The organism is Streptomyces sp. NPDC049954 (assembly GCF_040656295.1).
GTDB lineage: Bacteria > Actinomycetota > Actinomycetes > Streptomycetales > Streptomycetaceae > Streptomyces.
On sequence record NZ_JBFALS010000019.1, the window covers coordinates 1 to 24,233 of the forward strand.

The following is a 24,233-nucleotide window of genomic DNA, read 5'->3' on the forward strand; positions in this document are numbered from 1 at the left end:
AGGACCCCAAGCCGTTCACATGGACCAAGAGCGCCGATGAAATCCTGAACTCGTTATCGAAATATATTGCCAGGATTTCAGGCGCAGGACACTAGATGTGCTGATCGACGGCGTTGAGGACGCCGGCAACGAGGGCCGCACGCCACCACCGTGCGGCCCGTCGGCGTGCGAGGGCGCAGGAGCATGGCCCCGGTGGACGCCGCATCCGTCCACGAGTTCCGTGTCCTTGCTCACCTCAGGCAGGCGGCTGACCTGGTGGTGCTCGACGCGGCGGCCTCCCTCCCCTCGCGACGGCGGGGCTGAGGCTTCGCCAGACAGCCCCGCCGTCGCCCCCGAAGCGCTCGCCGACGCCTGCCCCAGCGCCGCACACCCTGTCCCGGCCGGTATCCGGGACAGGGCGCGAATGTTCATTCCAGAACTGCTAGCGTTTCTGGTATTCCGAAGCAGTGTCCCCGGCCTCGATGACGGCGCCCGGGGCGGTGTGGGGTGGGTGGGGGATGGACAAGAGTGCGTTCGGGCGGTTGTTGCGTGAGGCGCGGCGACGGTCGCTGTTGACTCTCGAGAGCCTCGCCGAGGCTTCGGGGGTGAGCGTCCGGGCCATCAGCGACATGGAGCGGGGGCGGAGCCTGCCCCGCCGGGCCACGCTGAAGGAGCTGATGGACGCTCTGGAGTGCGGTGCGCAGGAGCGGCAGCTCCTGGTGCAGGCGTCGACGCCGCGTACGCATGAGGTCCCCCGGCAGTTGCCGCCCGACCTCGCGGTGTTTCGCGGTCGCGAGGAGGCGCTGGCGGCTGTTCACCGACTCACGTCGCAGGTCGCGGCGTCCGGCGGGCATGTCGTCATCTCGGCGATCGGGGGGATGGCCGGGGTGGGCAAGACGACGCTGGCCGTGCACTGGGCCCACCAGGTGGCGGACAGGTTCCCGGACGGTCAGCTGTATGTGAACCTGCGCGGTTTCGAAGCCGAGAACCAGCCCCTGGACCCCGGGCAGGTCCTCGGCGGGTTTCTGCGGACGCTCGGGACGCCCAGCGGCGCCGTCCCGCGCGGGACGCGGGAGCGTGCTGCCCTGTTCCGGGAACGGACCTCCTCCAGTCAGCTGCTCGTACTCCTGGACAACGCGCTGGACGCGGAGCAGGTCAGACCACTCCTGCCCGCAGCCCCCGGATGTCTCGCCATCATCACCTCGCGCAACCAACTGGCCGGCCTGGCCGTGGCCGAGGGCGCCTCCCTGATCAGCCTGGACGTGTGGACACCGGCCGAGGCCCTGGCCGCGCTGATCGCCAAGATCGGTGAGGAGCGGTACCTGGCGGAGCCCGAGGCCGCCGGCGAACTGGTCAGGCTGTGCGGGTATTTGCCCCTGGCCGTCGCCGTCGTCGGCGCGCAGTTGAAGGCGGCACCCGGGACGCCGTTGCACCACGCCGTCCGGGAACTGCGGGAGGACCTGCCCCGGCTGGACGCCCTGCCCCGGCTGGACGCCCTGTCCGTCGACGAACAGCGGGCGGACGTCCGGGCCGTCTTCTCCTGGTCCTACCAGGCGCTCACCGCCGAGACCGCACGCTTCTTCCGGCACCTGGCCCTCCACCCCGGGCCGTCGATGTCCCCGGAGGCCGCCGCCTCGCTCGCCGGCGTCGGGACGGCCCAGGCCCAGCGCCATCTGCGCGCACTGATCTCGGCCAGCCTCCTCACCCGCGACGCCGACGGCGGCTACGTCCTGCACGACCTGGTCCGTGCCTACACGACCGAACTCCTCGCCCAGGAACAGGACGACCGTCTCCTCGCCCAGAAGCGGCTGCTCGACTACCTGCGTCACAACGCCTACCCGGCCGGCCAGGTTCTCGACACGCGGCCCGGCCCGCAGCCGAGCGAGACTCCCGCCCCCGGTGTCGTACGCGTCGTGGTGGACAGCCGCGAAGACGCACTCGACTGGTTCCGCAGGGAGGAGCCGACCGCCGCCGCCGCGCTGCGCGCCATGGACGACCCGCGGCTGCTGCGCCATCGCGCGACCCTGGCGGACGACTGGAGCAGCTATTACGCGGTCCAGGGCCGCTGGACCGCTGAGATCGAGCTCCTGCGGTTCGCCGCCGACGCGTCCCTCACGCTGGACGACCCGCGCGCCATCGTGAGGAACTGCATGGGCCTGGCGCGGGCGCTGGCCGAGATGGGCCGGGCCGAGGAGGCCGACGTACAGCTGGAGCTCGTGATCGCGCAGCTCGACCGGCTCGGCCCGACGGCGCGGCCCGCCGCCGAACGCAGCATCGGCTGGGTGCGCGGTCGTCAGGGACGGTACACCGAGGCGCTCCAGCACGCCCGGAACGCTTTGGCGGGGTTCCGGGCGCTCGGGGACCACAGCAGGGAGGCCCGCGAACGCAACGCCGTGGGCTGGTACCTCGCTCTGCTGGGTGAGTACCGGGAGGCGATCACCATGTGCGAATCGGCCCTCCCCTTGCTGCGGGAGGCCGGGAACCGCCGCAGTGAAGCCGCGACCTGGGACAGCATCGGCTACGCCACACAGCGACTGGGAGATCTGGACGCCGCGATCGGCCACTACGAGACGTCGTCGCGGCTCTACGGCGAGGTCCTCGACGACTACAGCCAGGCCGAAGTACTGGACCACCTGGCATCGGCACAGCTGGAACGAGGAGACACCGCACAGGCGAAGGCGAACTGGACCCGCGCCGGCGACCTGCTGGGCGCCCTCCACGCCACCAGCGCCGCGGAGATGCGGGCCAAGGCCGAGGCCTTGGCCTAAGGGGCGAGGGGATGGCGCGCCGGGTCACCGGCGCCCCGCGCCCCGGAGGGCGCGGGGCGGGGTGGAGGACTGCTCGCAGCGCGTATCCCCGCTTCAACCGGTGGCACATCTGCCGCGCGTTCTCCCGCCGGTCGAGGCGGTGCCGTGCGTACTACCGGGCCGGAAGCTCCAGGTCGGCCGGCAGGTCCGCCGGGGTGGCCCCGGGCGGGCCGAGGATGATGTCGCCCAGTTCCTGCGCGACGGCCGAGAACAGGCCCATGTCCCACTCGGTGTCGGCCGTCGCGAGGTGGGCCGGCGTACCGGTACGGGCGATCAACTCGGCGAACCTGGCGGGAGAGGTGATGTTGAGGGTGCGTGCCCCGTCGTCACCTGCCTTGAGGGTGTGCGGCGTGTTGGTCGCTATCGTGTAGAAGTCTCCCGAACGCAGAGTGAAGGTGTCCGGCCCCGCCCACACGGTCAGCGAACCGGACACGACCCAGATCCGCTCCTCGTAGCCGGTGTGCAGGTGCAGCGGGGTACCCGCTCCCGCGGGCAGGGTCGCGTCGGAGACGTCGTGGCGACCGTCGGTCTCCGCGGCGGACGTGAGCACCGTGACGCCGAGGTGCTGCCCGAGGACGAATCGGCGGTCCTCGGAAGAGGGCGGCGGTGAGGGGAAGTTGCTCATACTGATCACTCCGGGTGCGAGAGTCGGGGAAGTGGCGAGGCGAGGACGCAGCGACCGCCGTACATGAGCGCTTGACGGGCCAACGCCTGCGAGAACCACGGAAGGGCCGGTGCCCGTGTGTCCTGGCCCACGATGTGCAGAGGGACTCTACAACGGGAAACATGTGGGTCGCGCACCTCTTGACACGTGTGTCGCCTTCCGGTCGAGGGGAGCACGATCACCGGCACTTGGAGCGCATGTCGGGTGAACCTGCTTCCCGTCGATCTCGTTTCCTCAGAGGGGCCGGTAGTGGGCCGCGCCCGGAACGAGGAGCTGCCATGGACGCGCCGCCGGACTCGTCGTACGGAACTCGTCCCACCGACTTGTCAGTCGGGGCTCATCCGCAGCGCGGACGTCAGCCGTTGCCGGAACGGCTCGGACCGGGGAGAGCGCGGCATGTCCTCGGCGAGTGCGGGCAGGATGTGCCGCTCGGCGACGATCCACTCGGCCGCCTCCGTCGGTCCGCTGAACCGCAGCGGGCGCACATCGGCCTGGTGCGGCGGCAGAGTCGTGCCGCCGTGCCGCGGCGCGATGAGCGCGGTGGCGGCATCGGCGGTGTACAGGTAGTGCTCGAACATGCGGCGACGCGCGTCGGCCCTTGCCCGCTGTCCGTCCAGGGCCTCGGACAGTTCCCTCGCGTAGGTGCGCAGCAGCTCGTGTGCGGTGAACCGGCCGGGGGAGTGCTCGACGAGGAAGTGGTGCTCGACCAGTTCGGCGATGTGCTCGCGGGCCGGGCCCGGCCCGGTACCGGCCAGGCTCGCGGCCGCCAGGGCGCCGATGTCGTGCGGAGGGTGGACACTCAGCAGCCGGAACAGGGCCGCCGCGCCCGGGCTCAACAGCCGGTAGGAGCAGGAGAAGACACGGCGGACATCGGTACGGGCATCGTGACCCGAGAAGGGAGCGAGGCTGTCCCGGCTGTCGCGCAGCCGTGTCACGAGTGAGGCGAGAGGGAAGTCCGGGTGCGTCAGGGCCCACGTCGCGGCGACGGCCAGCGCCAACGGCAGGCGCCCGCACAGGTCGACGACCTCCTCGGCGGCCGGCGGCTCGGCCCCGATCCGTCGCGCGCCCAGCCTGCGTTCGAGCAGTTCCAGGCCCTCCTCGCGCGACATGGGGGGCAGCGTGAAGATCCGGGCGTTGTCCGTGACTGCCAGCCCGTCGAGCCGTCGGCGGCTCGTGACGACGGTGAGACAGCCCGGGGTGCCCGGCAGCAGCGGGCGCACCTGCTCGCAGTCGCGGGCGTTGTCCAGGACGAGCAGTACCCTGCGTCCGGCCAGTGCCCCGCGGTAGCGGGAGGCGAGCCCGGGCGCCCGCGCGTGCGTCCCCCGTCCTCCTGCCTCATCCGCCTCTCCTGCGCCGAGAGCGTCCAGGACCTCGTGCATCACCTCGCCCGGGTCGAGCGGCGGCAGCGAGGCGTGGCATCCTCGCAGGTCCACATAGAGCCGTCCGTCGGGAAAGCGGTCGGCGGCCCGGTGGGCCCAGTGCACGGCCAGAGTCGTCTTGCCGATGCCCGCCATCCCGCAGACGACCGCCGTGGTCGCCGCCCACGTACCGCTGTCCCTGTCCTGCGGCAGCAGGTCCGTACACCACTCGACCGCTTCACGGCGTCCGGCGAACACGGCCGGATCAGCCGGCAGCCGGGACGGAACGGGTCTGGGCGGCCGTGGCCCCGGGTGCGATGCCGCGGGATCGGTCGGCCGGTCCACGCGGTCCGTCCGCCCCGTGTGGTCCATCCGCTCCGTGGGGTCGGCCCGGCTCGTCCGCCCCGTGCTGTTCGCGGGGCGGGCCTCGTCGCGACGTGACAAGCGCTGCCGGGCGGCGCGCAGTCCGGGACCGGGCCCGACGCCGAGTTCGTCGGCGAGCGTGCGACAGACGGTCTCGAACTGCCGCAGCGCCTCCGCCCGTCTGCCGGTCGCGGCGAGCACGGTGATGATCCGCGAGTGGAGTGCCTCGTCGAAGGGGTGGCTCCCGACCGCGGCGCGCAGGGCCGTGAGCGCCTCCTCCGACCACAGTGGGGCCGCGCCCAGGACGACGTCGGTGGCCTGCTTGGCCGTCGCGACGTACTCGTGCCCGACCGCCGTGAACATCGAGTGCCGTGCCACCTGGGTTCCGGCGGCGACGACCGGACCGCGCCACAGTCGCAGAGCCTCGACGAAGTCCCGTGCCGCCCGGGCCGGATCACCCGCCTCGACCGCCCGCTGCGCTCGTGCCCGCAGATCCCGGAAGCGCAGCAGGTCCGAGCTGGACGTGTCGGCCAGAAGCCGGTAGCCGCCGGCGGACCGCACCAGACGTCTGGCGCCGGTCCTGCCCCGCAGTTCCGGTTCGAGCGTCCTGCGCAGGGCGCCGATGTGCCGGTGCACCACGTTGACGGCACTGGCCGGCGGACCGGCCTCCCACAGGGCGTCGACCGCCTCGTTCAGCGTGAGGGTGCCGGGCGCGCGGAGCAGAAGCAGGGAGAGCAGAGCGAGCCGTTTGGGCGGGCCGAGGTCCAGTTCGGTGTCGCCGCGCAGGACGCGCACCGTACCGAGGATCGAGAAACGCACTGGCGCGTCCATCACACGCTGACCTCTCGTCATCCTTCCGCACCACCCGGCGGCGGCCGAGCTGTTCAGCATTCGTCACCGGTTCAACCGGTGACTTGAGCGTCTCATGTGTGTGCGTCAAGCGTCAAACCCCGCGCGCCGCCGACGAGTGGGTCCCTCGGGGGTGCGTCCCTTTGCAAATGACGCGCGAGTGTAGCAATTAAGTGCACTAAAGCGTCGACTGTGAGGCGGATCAGGGCGTAGGCTCCACGCTTTCGTATGCTGGGTGGCGTGAGAGCCGACGCAGCACGCAACCTCGAAAACGTCATGACCACCGGAGCACGCATGCTCGCCGCCGATCCGGCCGCCAGCATCGCTGTCATCGCGGCCGAGGCCGGAGTGGACAGGCGCACCGTCTACCGGCGCTTCGCCTCCCGCGAGGAGCTTCTGGCGGCGATTTACGAGGCCCGTCTCGAAGCCATCGAGCAGGCCGTCGCGAACGCCAGGCTGCGCGAAGCCCCCGTCGCCGTCGCCCTGCACCGGTACGTGGAGGGAATCATCGAGGTGAACCGCAAGTGGCCCGTGGAACTCCAGCGGATGCTCGCCGACGAAGCGGTTCGCGAACGACGCGACCGCTCACGGCACGAGGTCGACGTCTTCCTCGAACGAGCCACCGAGGAGGGGGTGATCCGCGAGGACCTGCCCGCGGGGTGGGCGAACGTCGTGCTGCCGCAACTGATGAACCTGGCCGCACGGGAATGGCCCCGGCTCAGCGCGGCGCAGGGCGCCGACATGGTGGTGGAGACCCTGCTGCGAGGCATCGGCAGGCCGTAGGACGAAGGCCGGAGGCCGCGGGTCGTGCCGGTGGCCGGTGCCGGGCCGGGGGAGCCGGACCGTGCGCGAGCGCAGGCAGCGCCCGGGCCCTGTCCGGAGACGACGGCACCGCGCCAGGATGTGACGGCCACCCCTGGACCGCGCCCTGGTGCGGCGCGCCTCCCGGGGCGCGAGCCCCTCAGGCTCCCGGCATGAAGACGGCCTTGGTCTCCAGGAAGCTCTCCAGCCCCTCGGGACCGCCCTCACGACCGTGGCCGGACAGCTTGCGGCCACCGAACGGGACGTTCGGCGAGATCTCGAAGCCGTTCACCGCGAGATGCCCGGTGCGTACCCGGGCGGCCACGTCGAAGGCCCGCTCGGCGTCAGCCCCGAACACGCTCCCGCTCAGGCCGAAGTCGGTGCTGTCGGCGAGACGTACGGCCTCGTCGATATCGCGGTACGCCTGCACCGTGACCACCGGTCCGAAGATCTCCTCGCGTGCGACGGTCATGTCCGGGGTGACCTCGGTGAAGACGGTCGGGTCGATGTAGTGACCCCGTTCGAAGCCCGCACTCCTGCCGCCTCCGGTGAGGAGCCTCGCCCCTTCCCGGCGCCCCGTCTGCACGTAGTCCAGGACCCGGCGGTACTGGCGCTCGTTGAGCACCGGGCCCACCTCGGTCGCCCGGTCCCAGGGGTCGCCCACCGTCAACGACCGCACGGCGGCGACGAGGGACTCCTCGACCTCGGCCAGGCGGTGGCGCGGGGCGAGCACCCGCGTCTGCGAGAAGCAGATCTGACCGGCGAACGGCATGACGAACGGCGTCAGGGCCGAAACCGCCACGGAGAGGTCGGCGTCTTCGAGGAGGATCGCGGCTGATTTGCCGCCCAGTTCGAGCGTGGTCCTGGCCATCCGCCGCGCGGCTGCCTCGGCGATCCGCCGGCCGGTCGGCACGCTGCCGGTGAAACTGATCTTGTCCACCCCCGCGGAGGCGACGAGTTGTGCGGACTCCTGGGCATCGGCGGTGATGACGTTGACGACCCCGGGCGGCAGGCCCGCGGCGTCGGCGCACTCGGCGATCACCAGCGCGTCGAGAGGACTCTCCACCGGCGATTTGAGCACCACGGCGCAGCCCGCGCCCAGCGCCGCCGCGACCTTGTGGGCGAAGATGTTGAACGTGGCGTTCCACGGCGCGACGAGCGCCGCCACCCCCACCGGCTCACGTACGACCCGCGCGTGTCCGCGCCGGGTGGGCCGCCGTTCGGTGAACGCGTACCCGTCGACGAGTCCGGCGTAGTAGTCGAAACGGCTCTCCCCGGCGTGGATGAGCCCCTCGGCGAAAGTGACGGGGGCCCCGACCTGCGCGGTCCACAGCTTCGCGAGCAACGGCAGCCGGGCACGCACCTCCTCGGCGAGGCGCTTGAGGTGAGCGGCGCGCTCGGACGCGGGCATACGCGGCCAGGGACCGGTGTCGAAGGCGGTCCTCGCCGCCGCCACGGCCCGCTCCACGTCGGCGCTGTCGGCGAGCGGCAGGGACAGCACGTCCTGCTCGGTCGAGGGGGAGACCAGGGTGACGCGGCGGCCGGAACCGGCGCGCACCCAGCGGCCCCCGACGTAGAAGCACTCACGGAACTCGTCCGCGAGGGCCACGGGGAAATCGGACAAGGCAACCTCCTGAAGGGTCGTGACCGGCGGGCCTACGGCTGTCCGAGCCGGTCGAGTACGGGGTCCGGGCCGGCGTCCGGGCCGGTCGGCAGGGAGCCGAAGATCCAGCGGTTGGCCGCCACCGCGTCCCTCTCGGCCGGCTGCGGGCCGCGGCCGTGCAGCCGTGTGAAGTCGAACGGGCCGCGAACGGCGGTGGACCAGCCCAGCGCGGTCAGCTCCGCGACCGAGTCCGGCCGCTGCTCCGTGCTGAACAGGGCGAGCAGATCGACGCCGATCCGCTCACGGGCCGCCGCGTAGATCGGGTAGTCGCGGGCCGCGACCGGATCCACCCCCTGCTTGACCTCGTACGCCAGGGCGCTTCCCGGCGCGCTGTGCGCGTGGACGGTCGCGAGGAGTTCCCGTTCCGCGGCGGGCGGCAGATAGGGCACCAGCCCCTCGGCGAGCCAGGCGGTCGGCCGCGCCGGATCGAAGCCGGCCGCGAGCAGCGCCGCCGTCCAGTCCTGCCGCAGGTCCGCGGCGACGGCGACGCGTTCCGCACGCGGTACGGCGCCCAGCGCGTCCAGGACGGAGTGCTTGAAGGCGAGCACGTCCCACTGGTCGATCTCGAAGACCGTGCTGCCCTGCGGCCACGGCAACCGGTGGGCGCGCGTGTCCAGTCCGGCGCCGAGCAGGACCACCTGCCGCCCGCCCTCGGTGGCTCCCCGCAGCAGGAAGTCGTCGAAGACCCGGGTGCGCAGCCCGAAGAAGCGGCCCAGCCGTCCCCACAGCGGGTCGCTGTCGCCACCCGGCACCCGGTCCGCGGTCAACGGCCAGTCGGCGCACGCGGGAGCGGCGCGGACGAAGTGCTCCGCATACGTGTCCCGGGCCAGCGCGTCGGGGCGGGACGTCTCGATGGCCCGGGCGGCGGCGACGAGAAGGGCGGTCACGCCCACCCCTGCGACCGGGTGGGCGTCCGCGCGGGCGTTGTCGGCCATGCTCACTCCTCTGTGGGTGGTTCTTCCCCTGAAACGTCAGCGAGGCACGAGAAGTTCGCCTCTCCGCGGACAGCTGGCGACCCGGGCCCGCCCGGCGTCTCACGCCGGGGTACGGGGTGTTCACCGCTGGGCCGCGAACCAGCCGCCGTCGACGCTCAGTATCTGCCCGGTGACGTAGGAACTCGCCGGAGACGCGAAGAAGAGCACCGCCTGCGCGACCTCCTCGGGCTCGCCCAGGCGCCCGAGCGGATACTGCGAACTCAGCGCCCTGTGCAGCTCCGGGTCGGCCCAGACAGCGGCGGACATGTCCGTGTTGGTGACCGCGGGGCGCACAGCGTTGACCCGGATCCCATCCGGTCCCCACTCGGCCGCGAGGGAGCGGGTGACGCCGTCGAGCCCGCCCTTGGTCGCCGCGTAGAGGCTCTGCCCCGGCAGGCCGCGCACGCTGCCGATGTCGGACGAGACGTTGACGATGCTGCCGCCACCGAGAGAGGCCATGTGAGCGGCGGCCCTGCCGCCGAGCAGCAGCGGGGCGCGCGTGTTCAGCGCCCACAGCTCGTCCACCTCCGCGACCGTCAGCTCGTGGCTGGCCTCATGCACGTGTGTCTGCCCCTGGGGGATCGACCGGGCGCCACCGCCCGTTCGTGCGGACCGGGCAACCAGCTCCGCTGCTCGTGAAGCCCTGCGCCGCGCTCCACCGTGCGTCACTGTCTTGACGGGTGACTGCCGGCCTGGAAGGGTCGTCACCAGTCAGAGTGGTTACGAATTAATCGAAGGAACTCACATGGCCGTCGTCCGCTTCCACCTCGAATCCACCCTCAGTCCGGCCGGGGTCATGGCGGTGCTGACCGACTTCAGCCCCGCGCGCGCCGAGGACTGGTCCACGATCGACGCGGCACACTTCACGGTCCACGAACTCGGTGCCAGCTGGGCCGAGGTGACCGAAGGGACCGGTTCCGCCTGGGAACGCGCCCGCTACCGGTGGGACGAGACGGAGGGCCGGGTCAGCGTCGAGACCCTGGACTCCAAGGTCTTCGGCCCCGGCGGTGGCTGGGAGTTCCGCGTGGCCCCCGAGGGGCGCGGCACCCGCGTCGACGTCGAACTGACGAGGGAGCCCGCCACCTTCAAGCGCAGGTTGCTCGCCTCTCTGCTCCCGCTCGTCGGCCCCTCGTCCCTCCGGAAGTCCTTCAGCGGCCCGCTCAAGGCCGCGTGACCTTTCGGCGGCGGCAGAGGAAGAACGGACACGTCCCCGCCGCGACGCCTCCTCGGCCCGACTCGTCACCCCTGCCCGTCACTTCCCGACCGGCGACACACCTCGCGTACGGCCCTAGGTCACGGCCGGGTACGGAATGCTGGGTTCCGGTCAGGGGCCGGTCAGGAGAGGGGCGTCGTGCTGGACGCGGATGTCGTCATCGTCGGAGCGGGAGCGGCCGGGCTCTCGCTCGCCCACCGGCTGTGCCGCCCCCGCCCCGGGCCCCGCCGCCCGGCCGAGGTCGTCCTGGTCGACGCGCCTCCGGGCCCCCTGCGCCCGCCCCAGCGCACCTGGTGTTTCTGGGAGCCGCCCGGTGGCGAGTTCGACGGCGTCCTGGCCGCCGCGTGGGACCGGCTGCGGATCAGAGCACGCGACGGCCGCACCCTCACCCGCTCCCCGGCCGGACTCCGCTACAAGATGCTGCGCTCCGGCACCTTCGAGGAGCACGTCACCCGCGGCCTGGAGGGACAGCCCGGCTTCCGCCGCCGGAGCGCCACCGTCGAGGACATCCGGGGCGGCCCGCACGGCGCGCGGGTGCACGGTCTCGACGCCTCGGGCGGGCCCTGGTCGCTGCACGCCCGCTGGGTGTTCGACTCGCGGCCGCTGCCCGCCCTGCCCGCCTCACGCGCCACCCTCTTTCAGCACTTCCGCGGCTGGTTCGTCCGCACCGAAGAACCCGCCTTCGACGCCACGGCCGCCGACCTGATGGACTTCCGCACCCCGCAGCCCCCGCACGGTCTGTCCTTCGGCTACGTCCTCCCGCTCAACGACCGCGAAGCCCTCGTCGAGTACACCGAGTTCTCCCGTGCCCCCCTGGAGACCGCCGCCTACGAGGCGGCGCTGCGGCACTACACCCGGGACGTCCTGCGGCTGGGCGCGTTCGAGGTCACCGCCGCCGAGCAGGGCGTTCTGCCGATGACCGCCGCCCGCTTCGCCCGCGCGGCGGGCCCGTCCGTCTTCCGCGTCGGCGCCGCGGGGGGCGCGACCCGGCCCTCCACCGGCTACACCTTCGCCGCCGTCCAGCGCCAGACCAGGGCCGTCGCCGACCGCTACCACCGGGGCGCCGTACCCGCTCCGCCCGCCCCGCACGCGCCCCGCGCCCGCGCCATGGACGCCGTCCTGCTGCGCGCCCTGGACCGGGGACGTGTCACCGGCGCGGGCTTCTTCTGCGACCTGTTCGCCGGGGTGCCCGCCGAACGGGTCCTGCGCTTCCTCGACGGCCGGACGACGGTGTGGGAGGACCTCGGCATCGGCCTGCGCGTGCCACGGGCGCCCATGCTGCGCACCGCGCTCGAACTGCCCTTCGTGCGCCCCGTGCGCACCCCTCTTCCCCGATGAGGAGCACCATGACCAGGCACAGCGGCGCATCCGGCACCCCGCGACGCGGCCGGGACCGGCGGGCCGAGACCCTGCCCGCGCCACCCGGCCGGGACCGTTTCACCGACGAGGCCCCGCACGTCACCGTCGTCGGCGGCGGCATCGCCGGACTCGCCGCCGCCACCGGACTCGCCGAACGCGGGGTTCGCGTCACCCTCCTGGAGCGTGAACCCGTGCTCGGTGGGCGGCTCGCGGGCTGGCCGGTCCGGCTCCCGGACGGAACGGAAGCCACCATGAGCCGGGGCTTCCACGCCTTCTTCCGCCAGTACTACAACCTCCGGGGGCTGCTGCGGCGCGCCGACCCCGGACTGCGCGCCCTGCGCGGACTGCCCGACTACCCGCTGCGGCACGCCCGCGGCCTCCAGGACAGCTTCCGGCACGTCCCGCGCACCCCTCCGCTCAGCGCCCTCGGCTTCGTGGCCCTCAGCCCGAGCTTCGGTCTGCGCGACCTCGCGGCGATGGACGCCCGCGCCGCCCTGCCGCTGCTCGACGTGCGTGTCCCCGAGGTCTACGCACGGCTCGACCAGGTGAGCGCCGCCGACTTCCTGCACCGCATCCGCTTCCCCGAGGCCGCCCAGCACCTCGCCTTCGAAGTGTTCTCCCGCAGCTTCTTCGCCGACCCGCGCGAACTGTCCGCCGCCGAACTCGTCCTCATGTTCCACATCTACTTCCTGGGTTCCTCCGAGGGCCTGCTGTTCGACGTCCCCGACGAGCCGTACCCGCGAGCGCTGTGGGAACCGCTCGCCGGCTACCTCCGCTCCCTCGGGGTGAGCCTGCGCACCGCGACCGCCGTCGAGGGCGTCGAACCGGCCACCGGCGGCGGCCTCCACGTTCTGGCGGAGGGCGAGTCGTACCTCAGCGACGCGGTGGTACTGGCCCTCGACACGCCTGGGCTGCGCAGGCTCGTCGCCGACTCGCCCCGGCTCGGTGACCGGCCCTGGCGCGAACGGATCGGCGCGCTGCCCTCGGCCCCGCCCTTCCTCGTGAGCCGGCTCTGGCTGGACCGGCCCGTCGCCCCCGACCGCCCCGGCTTCCTCGGCACCAGCGGCTACGGCTCGCTCGACAACGTGAGCGTCCTGGACCGCTGGGAGGGCGAGGCCGCGCGCTGGGCGGCGGCCGGCGGCGGCTCCGTCGTCGAACTGCACGCCTACGCGCTCGACGGCACCCGCGATCCGAAGGCGGAACAGAACCAGCTCATCGAACGGCTGTGGCAGGTCTACCCCGAGACCCGCGACGCCCTGATCGTCGACCAGCGGCACGAGTGGCGCGCCGACTGCCCGCACTTCCCCGTCGGCGGCCACGCCGCACGTCCCACCGTCCGCACCCCCGACCCGGCCGTCGTCATGGCCGGCGACCTCGTCCGCACCGACCTGCCGGTCGCGCTCATGGAACGCGCCGCCACCACCGGCTTCCTCGCCTCCAACGCGCTGCTGGAGCGCTGGGGGGTCCGGGGCCAGACCCTGTGGACCGTCCCGAACCGGGGGCGCTGGGGCCCCCTCCGCGCCCTGGCCCGCCTCGGCGAGGCATAGCGGCACCCCGTCAGGGCGTACCGGCCTCCGCCGCCCTGGAGTCCTCCGGAACCGGGAGACGCCGCGCCGCGCGCGGCGGGAGCGGGGCGGCGGCACGCAACTCCCAACGACGCTCCGCGTACGCCAGGTCGTCGCGCCACAACCGGCCCGCCGCCGCCCGCATCAACGGCCGCAACACCGGCGCCGCCGCGCGGGCCAGCGCGAAGCCGGGCCGCCCGGAGGCCGCGACGACCGCCTCGGTCACCGCGGTACGCGGACGCCCCGAGGCATCCGGCGCGAGCGGCGTCGCATGCGTCTCCACGACCGAGCCCACCCCGTCGCCCTTCGTGATGTGCATGACCACCGTGCGCGGTTCCGGCGCGGTGAACACGGCCTCCACCGGGACGACGACCCGGCCGGCCACCTTGAAGGAGACCGCCACCACGAACCCGTCCTCCACGCCGCCGCCCCCCGCCTCCGGGGCCCGCACCACGCGCAGGTCAACGAACGAGTACGGGTGGAACCACGCGCCGTGCCACGGGTCGAGCCGGTTGGCCACGACGTCCTCCGGCTCGCAGGTGCCGACCGTCGTGTACACGGCGTCCACCGCGGAGGCGGGGTCCGGGCGTACCGGCACGACCGGCCGCTCCAGCGGCACCTCGCCCCCCACGGCGTCCAGCCGAACCCACGCCAGTACCCCGTCGTCGTACGCCGGGTACGGTTGCCAGCCCGCGAACGGGGCCCCGTCCAGGGCCAGTCCGTGCCAGCGGCACACGAGCGTGCCGCAGCGCACCGGGCTCAGCGCGAGCGGGGCACCGAGGTGCGGACACGCCCCCGGGCCCGCCACGAGCCGCCCCCTCGCATCGCGCCAGGCGACGACCTCCACCCCCGCGATCGTCCGCCCCAGCGGCTGTTGCCGCCCCCCGGCCACCTCGCGCGAGGCACCGAGGACGTACCAGTTGCCGGACGGCCTGGCTTGCGCCCGGGCGAGCGCCCCCGCGATCAGACCGGGCCTGGCCTCCCGCCACGTGGGCCGCATCCGTTCCCAGGCCACCGGATCGCGCCGCAACCGCAGCGGGACACGTGCGCCACGCCCGCTCGCACCCCTGCCTTCCGGCGCCTTCCGCCCGTCCGCTTCCGTACCTCCGCGGGTTTCCCATCCCCTCACACCGGCACCTCCGCTCGCTCCGAGCCGTCCGCGCGGACCACGCGCAGGACCGGGGGCCCGGCGGCGGTGACCGGCCGTCGCGGGGAGCGGGCCTCGCGCCAGCGGGCCCCCGCGACGCGCACCAGCCCGTCGGCGGCGACGACGGCCCGGCGCCTGCGCGGCACGACGGAACGACGGTGCACGACCGTGTAGCCGTCGTCCGCGACGGCGTCCAGGATGCCCCCGTACAGGACGTACGCGGTACGGATGCAGGGGCGGGCGACCGGATCGAGCATCGCGAGGCCGGGAGCCGCCCGCCGGTACTCGGCGCGCGTCAGTTCGGCGGCCGCCCGCAGCGCGCGCACGATCCGCGGGTCCTGCCCGCCGGTGTCCCGGCTCCACCGCAGCAGCTCCCGGTCCACGCCGTGCGCGGCGAGCAGGTCCGCCGGCAGGTAGACCCGCCCCCGGTCCAGGTCCTCGCCCACGTCCCGCAGGAAGTTGGTGAGCTGGAAGGCGACCCCGAGGGCCGCCGCGTGCGGGGCCGCCTCGGTGCGCGGCACCACGGTGCCGAGCACCGGCAGCATCTGCAGGCCGATGACGGCCGCCGAACCGTGCGTGTAGCCGCGCAGCTCGTCCAGCGTCGCGTAGTCCGTGACCGTCAGGTCCGCGCGCATCGACGCCATGAAGTCACGGAAGTACTGGTGGTCGATCGCGTACCGCGCGGCGGTGTCGGCGAGGGCCCGCACCACCGGCTCGCCGCTGTGGCCCGAACGCAGCCCCGCCTCCAGCCGCCCGTCCAGCTTGTCGAGCGCGCACTGCCGTTCGGCGGGCGTCGCTCCGCTGTCCAGGTCGTCCACGATGTCGTCGGCCCAGCGGGCGAAGCCGTACAGCGTGTGCACGGCGGGCCGGCGGGCGGCGGGCAGCAGTCGCGTCGCGAGGAAGTAGGTCCGGCCGTGCCGGGCGTTCAGCGCCCGGCACATCCGGTAGGCGTCGCGCAGTGCGGGATCGGTGATCCCCGCAGCGTCCAGTTCTCGGTCGGTCACCTCGGTCAGCCTCTCGCCGGGGCGCCGAGAGCACGGCGCCGGGTTGTCGTGACGCGGGGCACGGCCGGGCCGGTGATCCGGGCCGCGGCGAGCTTCCCGGAGATCAGCACCGTCGGCACGCCCACCCCGGGCGTCGTACCGCAGCCGGCGAGTACCGCGTTGACGGTGCCGCGCACCAGGTTGCGCGGACGGAACGGCCCCGTCTGCGCGAACGTGTGCGCCGCCGAGAACGGACTGCCCGCCGCGTGCCCCTGAGCGGTCCACTGCGCCGGAGTGACCAGGCACTCCTCCTCGACGGACGCACCGAGACCGTCGAGACCGCGCCGCTCCAGTACGCGCAGCAGACTGTCGCGGTAACGCGGGCCCAGCTCGCGCCACTCCCGCACCCCCGGCCCCGTCTCCGTGTTGGGGCAGGGGGCGAGGATGTAGTGCAGGTGCTTGCCCGCGGGGGCCAGGTCCGGGTCGGTCGCCGTGGGACGTGTCACCAGCAGTGAAGGGTCACTCATCAGGCGTCCGGTCCGGGTGAGTTCGTCGAAGGTGTCGTGCCACGCGTGCCCGAAGGAGATCGTGTGATGGCCCAGGCCCTCCCAGGTCCGGTCGGTGCCCGCGTGCAGGACCACGGCGGACGGTGCGTGCCGCAGCCGCACCGGCCGGCGCGGCGCCGCCCCCAGAAGCCCGTAGCTGACCGGCAGATCGGGCGTCAGGACGACCGCGTCGCACGGAAAACGCGCCCGGTCGGTGCGCACCGCGACGATCCGGTCACCCCGCCGCTCCAGCGCTTCGACCGTGTGCCCGTGGTGGAACTCGGCGCCCGCGAGCGCGGCGGCAGCCGCCATGGCCCGGGGCAGGGCGTGCATGCCGCCGCGCGGGAACCAGACGCCCGCCACGGTGTCCATGTAGGCGATCACGGCGTACGCGGCCAGCGCCCGCGCCGGTGCCACCCCCGCGTACAGCGACTGGAAGGTGAAGACCCGCCGCAGCCGCTCGTCCGACAGGAAACGCCCGATGCGCGCGTCGAGCCGGCCGAAACCGCCCAGCGCGGCGAGCCGGGCCAGGTCCGGGTGCATCAGTTGCAGGGGCGAGTCGAAGTTGGCGTCGATGAACCGCCGCATCTGCACCGCGTACAGCTCCTCCAGCCAGGCCCGCAGCCGCCGGTAGCCCGCCGCCTCCCGGGGGCCGGAGAAGCGACGGACCTCCTCCTCCATCGGCTCGGGCCGAGTGTGCACGTCCAGCGCCGAACCGTCCGCGAAACGGGCGCGGTAGGCGGGATGCAGTTCGACGAGATCGAGGTGGTCGGCCATGCGCGCGCCGACCGCCGCGAAGCCCTCCTCCACGAGATCGGGCATGGTCAGCACGGTCGGCCCCGTGTCCATCAGGAAGCCGCCGCGCTCCAGCCGCCCCGCCCGGCCGCCGGGCAGCGGATCGCGTTCCACGACGGTCACCCGCCGTCCCGCCCCGAGCAGGTGCAGGGCGGCCGACAGGCCCGCGAGACCCGCCCCCACCACGACGACGTGGTCGCTGGGGCCGGGCACGGTCCGGATGCTCACGAGGGACGGCCTCTCTCATCGACTGCTACGGCATCGACTGCGACGGCCTGGAAACGGACGTCCTGCGGCGGGGACACGGCGGGCACCGGGTCGGGAGCGGGCGCCGCTCCACCCGCCCGGTGCACGAGTTCGCACAGCCGGGCACGAGCCGTCGTATCCGCGTCGAGGCCGTCCAGCTGCCGCACGGCGCGCGCCACGAGGACGGCGACACGCTCCTCCACCAACCGGCGCGCCCCCGTCTCCTCCAGCACCGACCGCACCCGGTCGAGCCCCTCGCAGGAGAGCCCGGGATCACCGAGGCAGCGCTCCAGTACGTCGAGGGCCGCGCCGTCACCGCTCGCGAGGGCGCGCGCGTGGGCGAGGGCCACCAGCAGCGTCGGTTTGCCCGAGCGGACGTCCTCGCCCACCGGCTTCCCGGTGCGCTCCGGGGTACCGAAGACCCCCAGCAGGTCGTCGCGGAGCTGGAAGGCCAGGCCCGCGGTCCGCCCGGCCGCGGCCAACCGCCGCGTCGTCCCCGCGTCCGCCCCCGCCAGAGCGGCGCCCAGCTCCATGGGCCGCGCCACGGAGTACAGCGCGCTCTTGAGCCGCGCCGTGCGCACCGCGTGCAGCGCGGAGCGGGAAGCGGTGATCTGGCCCTGCAGATCGAGATACTGCCCCGCCACCATCTCGGTGCGCAGCGCGCGCCACAGCGACCGCACCCGGGCCCCCTCGGCGGCGGGGTACTCGGTGGCGTGAACGGTGTCCTCGGCCCATACGAGCGCGAGATCACCGGCCAGGACGGCGGCGGCCCGGCCGAAGGGTTCGGCCGCCCGCGCGGTACGGCCCGCCCCGTACTGCGCCGTGAAGGAGGTGTGGACGGCGGGCCTGCCGCGGCGCATCGGCGAACCGTCCATCACGTCGTCGTGCACGAGGGCCCCGGTCTGGAGCAGCTCCAGCGCGGCGGCCGTGCGCAGAGCGAGACCCGTCCGGCGTTCACCGGGCGCCCCCTCGACCCGCAGGGCCCACCACAGGAACGAGGACCGGATGCGACGCCCACCGGAAACGGTGAAATGGGCGACGCGGGCGGCGACCTCCCGCCCGAAGACCGGGTGCAGCGCCCCACCGGCCCGCAGGTGCTCGGCGAGCAGGTCCGCGAGCACGGCGTTGACGGCCCCCGGCACGTCCGCGTCCACCGCCGTGTGCGCACCGGCCACCGCGGTGGCCACGCGCGTCGGGGGCGTCGGCCGGTGCGCGGGGGGAGCGCACTCGTCGTTGCGCGGGCTCACGGGCTGTTCCTCTCCGCACGGCTCACGGACGGTTCCTGGTCCAGGGGGTCACGCGCCGTCCTCTCGTTCGGTCCCGCCGGATTGCGCGGACGCCTCAGGCGCCTGCCTCCAGGGACCTGCCCGTCCCCGGCCCCCTCCCGTCGCACGGGCACTCCAACGAGGGAAGGATCGCGCGCAGATGGGGGAGTGCCGCCGAACCAGCGCGAGCCGGCCCCGGGCCCTGTCGCGCCGAGGCAAGGAGGGGCGATCCGCAGCCGACTTCACGGGCACCACCCCCGGGCCCTCGACCAGCCGACTTCACGGGCACCACCCCCGGGCCCTCGACCAGCCGACTTCACGGGCACCTACGGGCCCTCGACGACCCGGCACGCCGAGCGGACGCCCCGAACGGAGCAACACGTGAGGGGCGCGGCCCGCCCCTCCGCGCCCCCGCACCTCGGCAGCCCGCCCCGCCGAGGTCTCCGGGCCCACCACCGCTTCCGGCCCGTCCGGAGCCGGACGCCGGCCCACGAGGTGGGCCCTCCCACCACCGGCTCCCGTGGCGGGAGGGAGGGGTTCGCGATTGTCTGGGCTCCATGTCGGATCATCAGCATGGCAAGTCCGGTGCCTCCCCGGACGGGCGGAAGCAGCGGCACGGGTCCTCGGCGTCCGACCCCGGTGAGAAGGATGCGGGCCCCGACTCCCCGACACAGCTGAGCCGCGGCTCCTGGGTCGCGGTGCTCAAACGCACCCTCAAGGAGTTCAAGCGGGACGAGCTGACGGACCGGGCCGCCGCGCTGACGTACTACAGCATCCTGGCGCTGTTCCCCGCCCTGCTCGTGCTCATCTCGCTGCTGGGCATCGCCGGGAAGTCGGCCACCCAGTCCGTTCTCGACAACATCAAGAAGCTCGCGCCCGGCTCGGCCCGCGACGTGCTCACCAACGCCGTCACCCAGTTGCAGGGCAGCGCGGGGCTCGGCTCCGTACTCGCCGTGGTCGGCGTGCTGGGCGCCCTGTGGTCCGCTTCGGGCTATGTCGCCGCCTTCATCCGCACCTCCAACGTCGTCTACGACCTGCCCGAGGGCCGACCGGCGTGGAAGGTGCTCCCGGTACGCGTCGGCCTGACCCTCGCGCTGCTGATCCTGGCGTGCGTCAGCGGCCTGATCGTCGTGTTCACCGGCGGCCTCGCCCGGCAGATCGGGACCAGCCTGGGGATCGGCAGTACGGCCGTGACCGTGTGGTCGATCGTCAAATGGCCCGTCCTGGTGGTGCTCGTGGCCGCCATGCTGGCGCTTCTGTACTGGGCGGCGCCGAACGCCAGGGGGCGCGGCTTCCGGTTCGTGACGCTCGGCAGCCTGCTCGCGCTGCTCATCTGGCTCGTCGCCTCCGCCGGGTTCGCGGTCTACGTCGCCAACTTCAGTTCGTACAACAAGACCTACGGCACGCTGGCCGGCGTCATCATCTTTCTCGTCTGGTTGTGGATCACCAACCTCGCCGTGCTGCTGGGGCTGGAGTTCGACGCCGAGACGGAACGGGAACGGGCGATCGCCGGCGGCCACCCCCACCGAGAGGAGCCGTACGCCGAGCCACGCGACACCCGGAAGTGGTCCGACGAGGAGAAGCGCTCCATGGGGGACACCGGTCCCGACGACCCTCGCGACGACTGAACCGAGCGCTCCCGAACCGGCGGCGAAGGCACCCCTCGCCCAGCCGCCCCGCCGTCATCGCCCCGGTCCACCGTCCGTGGACCGCCACCCCGCCCTGTGAGAGGACGACCTGATGAACGTCTCCAAGATCGCCTACAAGCCTTTCGGCATCGCCCTCGGAGCGGCCGGCGGCATGCTCGCCGGCATCGTCGTCAAGCAGATCTGGAAGAGGGTCGGACAGGAGGAGAAGCCGCCGGACGCCACGGACGAGGAACGCACCTGGCGGGAGATCGTGCTCGCCGCCACGATCCAGGGCGCGGTCTTCGCCGCCGTCAAGGCCGCGGCCGACCGCGCCGGAGCCACGACCTTCAAGCGCCTGACCGGAACCTGGCCGGGCTGAGCCGGGCGGCCCTCCCCCGTGTACTCGTCCCACCCGCCCGGAGGCGGGTGGGACCGTGGTGTGCCGCGCACCCGCCGGACGCCGGAGTACCCCCGCGGCCCCTCAGCCCCGCAAGCCGTAGAAGAGCATCGGTGAGTTCGGCCGGAATCCGATACGCGGATACACCGGCGCCCCGGCGACGGTCGCGTGCAACGTGGCCCGCTTCAGCCCGGTCGCGCGGGCGCCCTCGTAGAGCGCCCTGCGCGTCACCGCCTCGCCGTAACCCCGTCGCTGCCACGCGGGATCGGTGGCGACGAGGATGACGAAGAGACGGCCGCGCGCCTCCACCGCCCCGGCACACGCCACCGGCACACCGTCCCGCAGCCCCAGGTAGGCGTGCACGCCGTCCTTCCAGAGTGCGGAGCCGGCCAGCCCGTCGCGCCCCTCCTCCAGCGGGAACCCGTAGGCGAGCGAGTTGAGGTCCGCGTACGCGCGCAGCTGCTCCTCGGTGCGCACCCGCGCGAACGTGAGCTCCGGATGGACCGGTTCGGGCAACGGGAGCAGGTCTCCCGCCATACCGACCCCGGGAAAGGCGAGTTCGAGCCCCGCCCGCTCGGCCGCCGCCGGGAGCGCGGAGCGGGCCCCCTCGTCCAGGAGGTCCTCGAACAACCACAGAAAACCCGGACGTTCCTTCGCGCGCATGATCTCCGCCGCCGCACCCAGCCGCTGCTCCAGGAGGCTCGCGTCGGCACCGACATCCGTCAGCGTCACGCAGTTCCAGAAGGCGAACCGGCAGTCGGCCCAGCGCACGGCGATGCCGGGCAGATCCCGCACGTCCCCACCCGCGTCCCGGTCCAGCACCATGGCACGCCAGACCGCGGCGAGCTGCTCCACCGACTCGATCGACTCCGCAATATCCGTCACCGGGGCTCCTCGACTCTCCGCCGCACAGCGGGCCGTTCGGCGGTACGGCGAACGGCACCGCCCCGGGCTTCAGCAAACCCGGGGTCCGCGCTGTCACGGACCGGTCGCGATGCTACCTGGGGGAGCAGTGCGGAGAGGAGCGAATCCGCACACTTGCCACCGTCGACACATGTGAACCGGGCGAGGACTCCCGGGCCGCGGGAAAGGGGGAAAACCTCCCAACCGGCTCGTGGGCTCACCGCCATGTGTCACCGTGTTCCCAGTGACGAGCACCCCGGAGGAGAACCGTGCCCTACCTCGCTCAGCTTCCCGTCGCGGACGAGGCGCTGCCCGCCACGTTCGCCAGGTTCCGCGCCTCGGGACCGGTCGTCCCCCTGGAACTGCCCGCCGGAGTCCGGGCGTGGGCGGCGACCACACACGCCGCCGTGCGCGAGGTGCTGGACGGCGACGACCGGGCCTTCGGCAAGCACGTCACCCACTGGAAGGCGCTCAACGAGGGGCGCGTGCCCAAGGACTGGGTGCTCATGCCCATCGTCGTGGGCGACCACATGCTCATGCGGGACGGAGCCGAACACCGGCGCCTGCGCCGACTGCTGGCCAAGGCGTTCACCCCCGCGCGCGTGGAGGGGCTGCGTCCCCGGCTGGAGGCGATCACCGACGACCTCCTGGACCGGCTCGCCGACGACCTGGGCGGCGCGGAGCCGACGGACCTGACAGCCCTGTTCGCGGAACCCCTGCCGATCGCCGTGATCAGCGAACTCTTCGGCATTCCCGAGGCCCGGCGGCCCGGCATCCGCGAGGCGACCCGCGTGCTCTACTCCCACACGAGCACCCCCGGGCAGGCACACGAGGCCCACCGCGACCTGGTCACGAGCCTGCGCGACCTGGTGCAGGAGAAACGGCACCACCCCGGCGACGACCTCACCACCGCCCTGGTGCACGCCCGCGACGAGGAACAGGGGCTGACCGAGCAGGAGTTGGTCGACTCGCTCTTCCTGCTCCTGATCGCCGGCCACGAAACCTCTGTGCACATGCTGGGACACGCGCTCGTCCACCTCCTGCGACACCCGGACCAGCTCGCGTCAGCGCTCGCCGGGGACCGCTGGGACGCCGTGGTCGACGAGACACTCCGGCTCAACCCGCCGGTGGCCGCGTCGGTGTTCCGCTACGCCCTGCGGGACGTGCGGGTGGCCGGGGTGACGATCCCGGCCGGGGACCCGGTACTGCTCTGCCTGGGCGGCGCGGCCACCGACCCCGAACACCACGGGCCGGACGTCGACCGCTTCGACATCGCCCGCGAGCAGCGCGGACACCTGGCCTTCGGGCACGGCCCGCACTTCTGCCTGGGCGCTCCACTGGCCCGCCTGGAGGGCAGGACCGCACTGTCACGACTCTTCCGGCGCTTCCCCGGCCTGACCCTCGCCTGCTCTCCTGAGGACGTCCCCTACTCGCCGTCCTTCCTCACGTACGGCCCCCTCTCCGTCCCGGTACGGGCGTGAACGCCCCGGCCCCCGCACCGACCGACCAGTTCGGCGTCAGCACAAAGCGGTCAGTCGCCGGGTCAGGTGCGCGTGCAGACCGCGCCCCAGGGCCGGCGCCCGCGTCTGCGGCATGCGGTGACGGCCCGCCGGCGGCACGCCCTTCTTCGCCTACGACCGCCGACTGATCACCGAGCGGGTGGCTCGGTGGCTCCGGTGCGCTCCTCGCTGCCCGACCTGGTCGGCCGCGGAACTCACCCCCGGGCAATCGCCGCGGGAGCGCTGATCGAGTGGGAGTCCCGCGGCGAGCTGACGCGGGTGCGGCAGGCCGGAGCGGCTCGGCATACGTCCTCGCGTCGGGCTCCGCGGCAACCCGGAATTCACTCTGCGGGGCGCCGGTATGCGTAGGGGCGGCGGGCCGCAGCAGTTCGGTATCGACTCCTACCTGATTCCCGGAGTGCTTGCCGACATCGCGGACCAGGATCTCGAATTCCACGGCTTCCATGTTTTCGCTGGTTCGCAGAATTTGAATGCGGAAAGTATGTGCGCGGCGCAGCGTCATGCTGCGGAACTCGTGATCAGGCTCGCCGAGTCCTCTCCCGCGCCGGTCAGGTATTTCACTATGGGGGGCGGTTGCGGAATTCCGTAGTCCGCGCGCGACCGCCCGCTCGATCTCGCGGCCGTCGGGGACGGCCTCGCGGATCTGCTGGAGGCGACGGTACTGCCCCGGCTGCCTCGGGCCCGGGTGGTGATCGAGCTCGGGCGCTACCTGGTCGGCGGGGCGGGGGCCTACGTGACCCGGGTCGTGGACCGCAAGGAGCCGCGCGGGAAGACCTTTCTGGTGGTCGATGGCGGGATGCGCCACCAACTGGCCGCCTCGGGAGGTCTCGGGCGGGTAATGCGGCGCAACTAGCCGCTCGAAGCGGCAGGTTGCCCGGACGAGCCGGCCGTGGAGACGATCAGTGTGGTGGGCTGCCTGTGCACGCCGCTCGATGTGCTGGGCTCCGGCGTCGCATTGCCGCGGCTCGCGGAGGGTGATCCGGTCGGGGTCTTTCAGGCGGGCGTCTACGGTTTGACGGCGAGTCCCACCGCCTTCCTCGGCCACCCGGCGCCCGCAGAGTTCATCGCATGAGGGCCAAATGACGTGAAAAGCGACCAGGGATGTCAGCGGCCCGCTATACACGCTGCGGCCATGATTGACAGCCTTGACTTCCCTGGTCGGCGCCGCAAGGATGCGGAGAGCATTGAGAGCGCATTCTGGCCGACTGT

At 73.1% G+C, this 24,233-nt stretch carries 19 protein-coding genes and 1 pseudogene; 10 read left to right on the forward strand and 10 right to left on the reverse strand.

Going from position 1 to position 24,233, the window contains the following annotated elements:
• The first annotated feature begins 497 nt into the window (after positions 1-497).
• A complete protein-coding gene (locus AB0J21_RS30370; protein WP_363149370.1) occupies positions 498-2,747 on the forward strand; it encodes a tetratricopeptide repeat protein in 2,250 nt (749 codons plus the stop codon).
• A 151-nt stretch (positions 2,748-2,898) separates the two neighbouring features.
• On the opposite strand, the gene AB0J21_RS30375 is transcribed toward AB0J21_RS30370, so the two are convergent.
• Positions 2,899-3,411, reverse strand: coding sequence for a cupin domain-containing protein (locus tag AB0J21_RS30375; RefSeq protein WP_363149371.1), 513 nt, complete (start codon positions 3,409-3,411; stop codon positions 2,899-2,901).
• A 365-nt stretch (positions 3,412-3,776) separates the two neighbouring features.
• Positions 3,777-6,002: a BTAD domain-containing putative transcriptional regulator gene (locus AB0J21_RS30380; protein WP_363149372.1), complete on the reverse strand. Its 2,226-nt coding sequence runs from the start codon at positions 6,000-6,002 to the stop codon at positions 3,777-3,779.
• Positions 6,003-6,314: 312 nt separating this feature from the next.
• Between AB0J21_RS30380 and AB0J21_RS30385 the strand changes: the two genes are divergently transcribed.
• Positions 6,315-6,803: a helix-turn-helix domain-containing protein gene (locus AB0J21_RS30385; protein ID WP_363149438.1), complete on the forward strand. Its 489-nt coding sequence runs from the start codon at positions 6,315-6,317 to the stop codon at positions 6,801-6,803.
• 178 nt (positions 6,804-6,981) lie between these two features.
• Here the strand turns inward: AB0J21_RS30385 and AB0J21_RS30390 are convergent, their stop codons facing one another.
• The 3 genes from AB0J21_RS30390 to AB0J21_RS30400 form a co-directional block, all read right to left on the reverse strand.
• On the reverse strand, positions 6,982-8,445 hold the full coding sequence (locus AB0J21_RS30390; RefSeq protein ID WP_363149373.1) for an aldehyde dehydrogenase: 1,464 nt from the start codon (positions 8,443-8,445) through the stop codon (positions 6,982-6,984).
• Between the two features lie 32 nt (positions 8,446-8,477).
• The gene (locus AB0J21_RS30395) at positions 8,478-9,419 is read right to left on the reverse strand and encodes a class I SAM-dependent methyltransferase (RefSeq protein ID WP_363149374.1); all 942 of its coding nucleotides are present in this window, start codon (positions 9,417-9,419) and stop codon (positions 8,478-8,480) included.
• Between the two features lie 120 nt (positions 9,420-9,539).
• Positions 9,540-10,019 (reverse strand): SDR family oxidoreductase, encoded by a 480-nt coding sequence (locus tag AB0J21_RS30400; protein WP_363149375.1) that lies wholly within the window; start codon positions 10,017-10,019, stop codon positions 9,540-9,542.
• A 184-nt stretch (positions 10,020-10,203) separates the two neighbouring features.
• Here AB0J21_RS30400 and AB0J21_RS30405 point away from each other — a divergent pair, with 184 nt between their 5' ends.
• The 3 genes from AB0J21_RS30405 (at position 10,204) to AB0J21_RS30415 (ending at position 13,577) form a co-directional block, all read left to right on the forward strand.
• Positions 10,204-10,632: a hypothetical protein gene (locus tag AB0J21_RS30405; RefSeq protein WP_363149376.1), complete on the forward strand. Its 429-nt coding sequence runs from the start codon at positions 10,204-10,206 to the stop codon at positions 10,630-10,632.
• A gap of 180 nt (positions 10,633-10,812) precedes the next feature.
• Positions 10,813-12,009, forward strand: coding sequence for a lycopene cyclase family protein (locus AB0J21_RS30410; RefSeq protein ID WP_363149439.1), 1,197 nt, complete (start codon positions 10,813-10,815; stop codon positions 12,007-12,009).
• Positions 12,010-12,017: 8 nt separating this feature from the next.
• On the forward strand, positions 12,018-13,577 hold the full coding sequence (locus AB0J21_RS30415) for an FAD-dependent oxidoreductase (RefSeq protein WP_363149377.1): 1,560 nt from the start codon (positions 12,018-12,020) through the stop codon (positions 13,575-13,577).
• A 10-nt stretch (positions 13,578-13,587) separates the two neighbouring features.
• On the opposite strand, the gene AB0J21_RS30420 is transcribed toward AB0J21_RS30415, so the two are convergent.
• The 4 genes from AB0J21_RS30420 to AB0J21_RS30435 all read right to left on the reverse strand — a co-directional run bounded on the left by AB0J21_RS30420 (position 13,588) and on the right by AB0J21_RS30435 (position 18,558).
• Positions 13,588-14,595: a DUF5914 domain-containing protein gene (locus tag AB0J21_RS30420; protein WP_363149378.1), complete on the reverse strand. Its 1,008-nt coding sequence runs from the start codon at positions 14,593-14,595 to the stop codon at positions 13,588-13,590.
• A gap of 125 nt (positions 14,596-14,720) precedes the next feature.
• Positions 14,721-15,746, reverse strand: a complete 1,026-nt coding sequence (locus AB0J21_RS30425) for a phytoene/squalene synthase family protein (RefSeq protein WP_363149379.1) — start codon at positions 15,744-15,746, stop codon at positions 14,721-14,723.
• A gap of 5 nt (positions 15,747-15,751) precedes the next feature.
• Positions 15,752-17,287: a phytoene desaturase family protein gene (crtI, locus tag AB0J21_RS30430; RefSeq protein ID WP_363149440.1), complete on the reverse strand. Its 1,536-nt coding sequence runs from the start codon at positions 17,285-17,287 to the stop codon at positions 15,752-15,754.
• 2 nt (positions 17,288-17,289) lie between these two features.
• The gene (locus tag AB0J21_RS30435; protein WP_363149380.1) at positions 17,290-18,558 is read right to left on the reverse strand and encodes a polyprenyl synthetase family protein; all 1,269 of its coding nucleotides are present in this window, start codon (positions 18,556-18,558) and stop codon (positions 17,290-17,292) included.
• A gap of 575 nt (positions 18,559-19,133) precedes the next feature.
• Here AB0J21_RS30435 and AB0J21_RS30440 point away from each other — a divergent pair.
• Together AB0J21_RS30440 and AB0J21_RS30445 are read left to right on the forward strand one after the other, a co-directional pair.
• Positions 19,134-20,204, forward strand: coding sequence for a YihY/virulence factor BrkB family protein (locus AB0J21_RS30440; RefSeq protein WP_363149381.1), 1,071 nt, complete (start codon positions 19,134-19,136; stop codon positions 20,202-20,204).
• Positions 20,205-20,316: 112 nt separating this feature from the next.
• Positions 20,317-20,583, forward strand: a complete 267-nt coding sequence (locus tag AB0J21_RS30445) for a DUF4235 domain-containing protein (protein ID WP_363149382.1) — start codon at positions 20,317-20,319, stop codon at positions 20,581-20,583.
• A gap of 102 nt (positions 20,584-20,685) precedes the next feature.
• Here the strand turns inward: AB0J21_RS30445 and AB0J21_RS30450 are convergent, their stop codons facing one another.
• The gene (locus AB0J21_RS30450; protein ID WP_363149383.1) at positions 20,686-21,486 is read right to left on the reverse strand and encodes a GNAT family N-acetyltransferase; all 801 of its coding nucleotides are present in this window, start codon (positions 21,484-21,486) and stop codon (positions 20,686-20,688) included.
• A gap of 287 nt (positions 21,487-21,773) precedes the next feature.
• Here AB0J21_RS30450 and AB0J21_RS30455 point away from each other — a divergent pair, with 287 nt between their 5' ends.
• The 3 genes and pseudogenes from AB0J21_RS30455 (at position 21,774) to AB0J21_RS30465 (ending at position 24,096) form a co-directional block, all read left to right on the forward strand.
• The gene (locus AB0J21_RS30455) at positions 21,774-22,985 is read left to right on the forward strand and encodes a cytochrome P450 (protein ID WP_363149384.1); all 1,212 of its coding nucleotides are present in this window, start codon (positions 21,774-21,776) and stop codon (positions 22,983-22,985) included.
• Between the two features lie 322 nt (positions 22,986-23,307).
• Positions 23,308-23,613, forward strand: coding sequence for a hypothetical protein (locus AB0J21_RS30460; protein ID WP_363149441.1), 306 nt, complete (start codon positions 23,308-23,310; stop codon positions 23,611-23,613).
• A gap of 99 nt (positions 23,614-23,712) precedes the next feature.
• Positions 23,713-24,096: pseudogene (locus AB0J21_RS30465) on the forward strand (hypothetical protein).
• Positions 24,097-24,233: the final 137 nt, after the last annotated feature.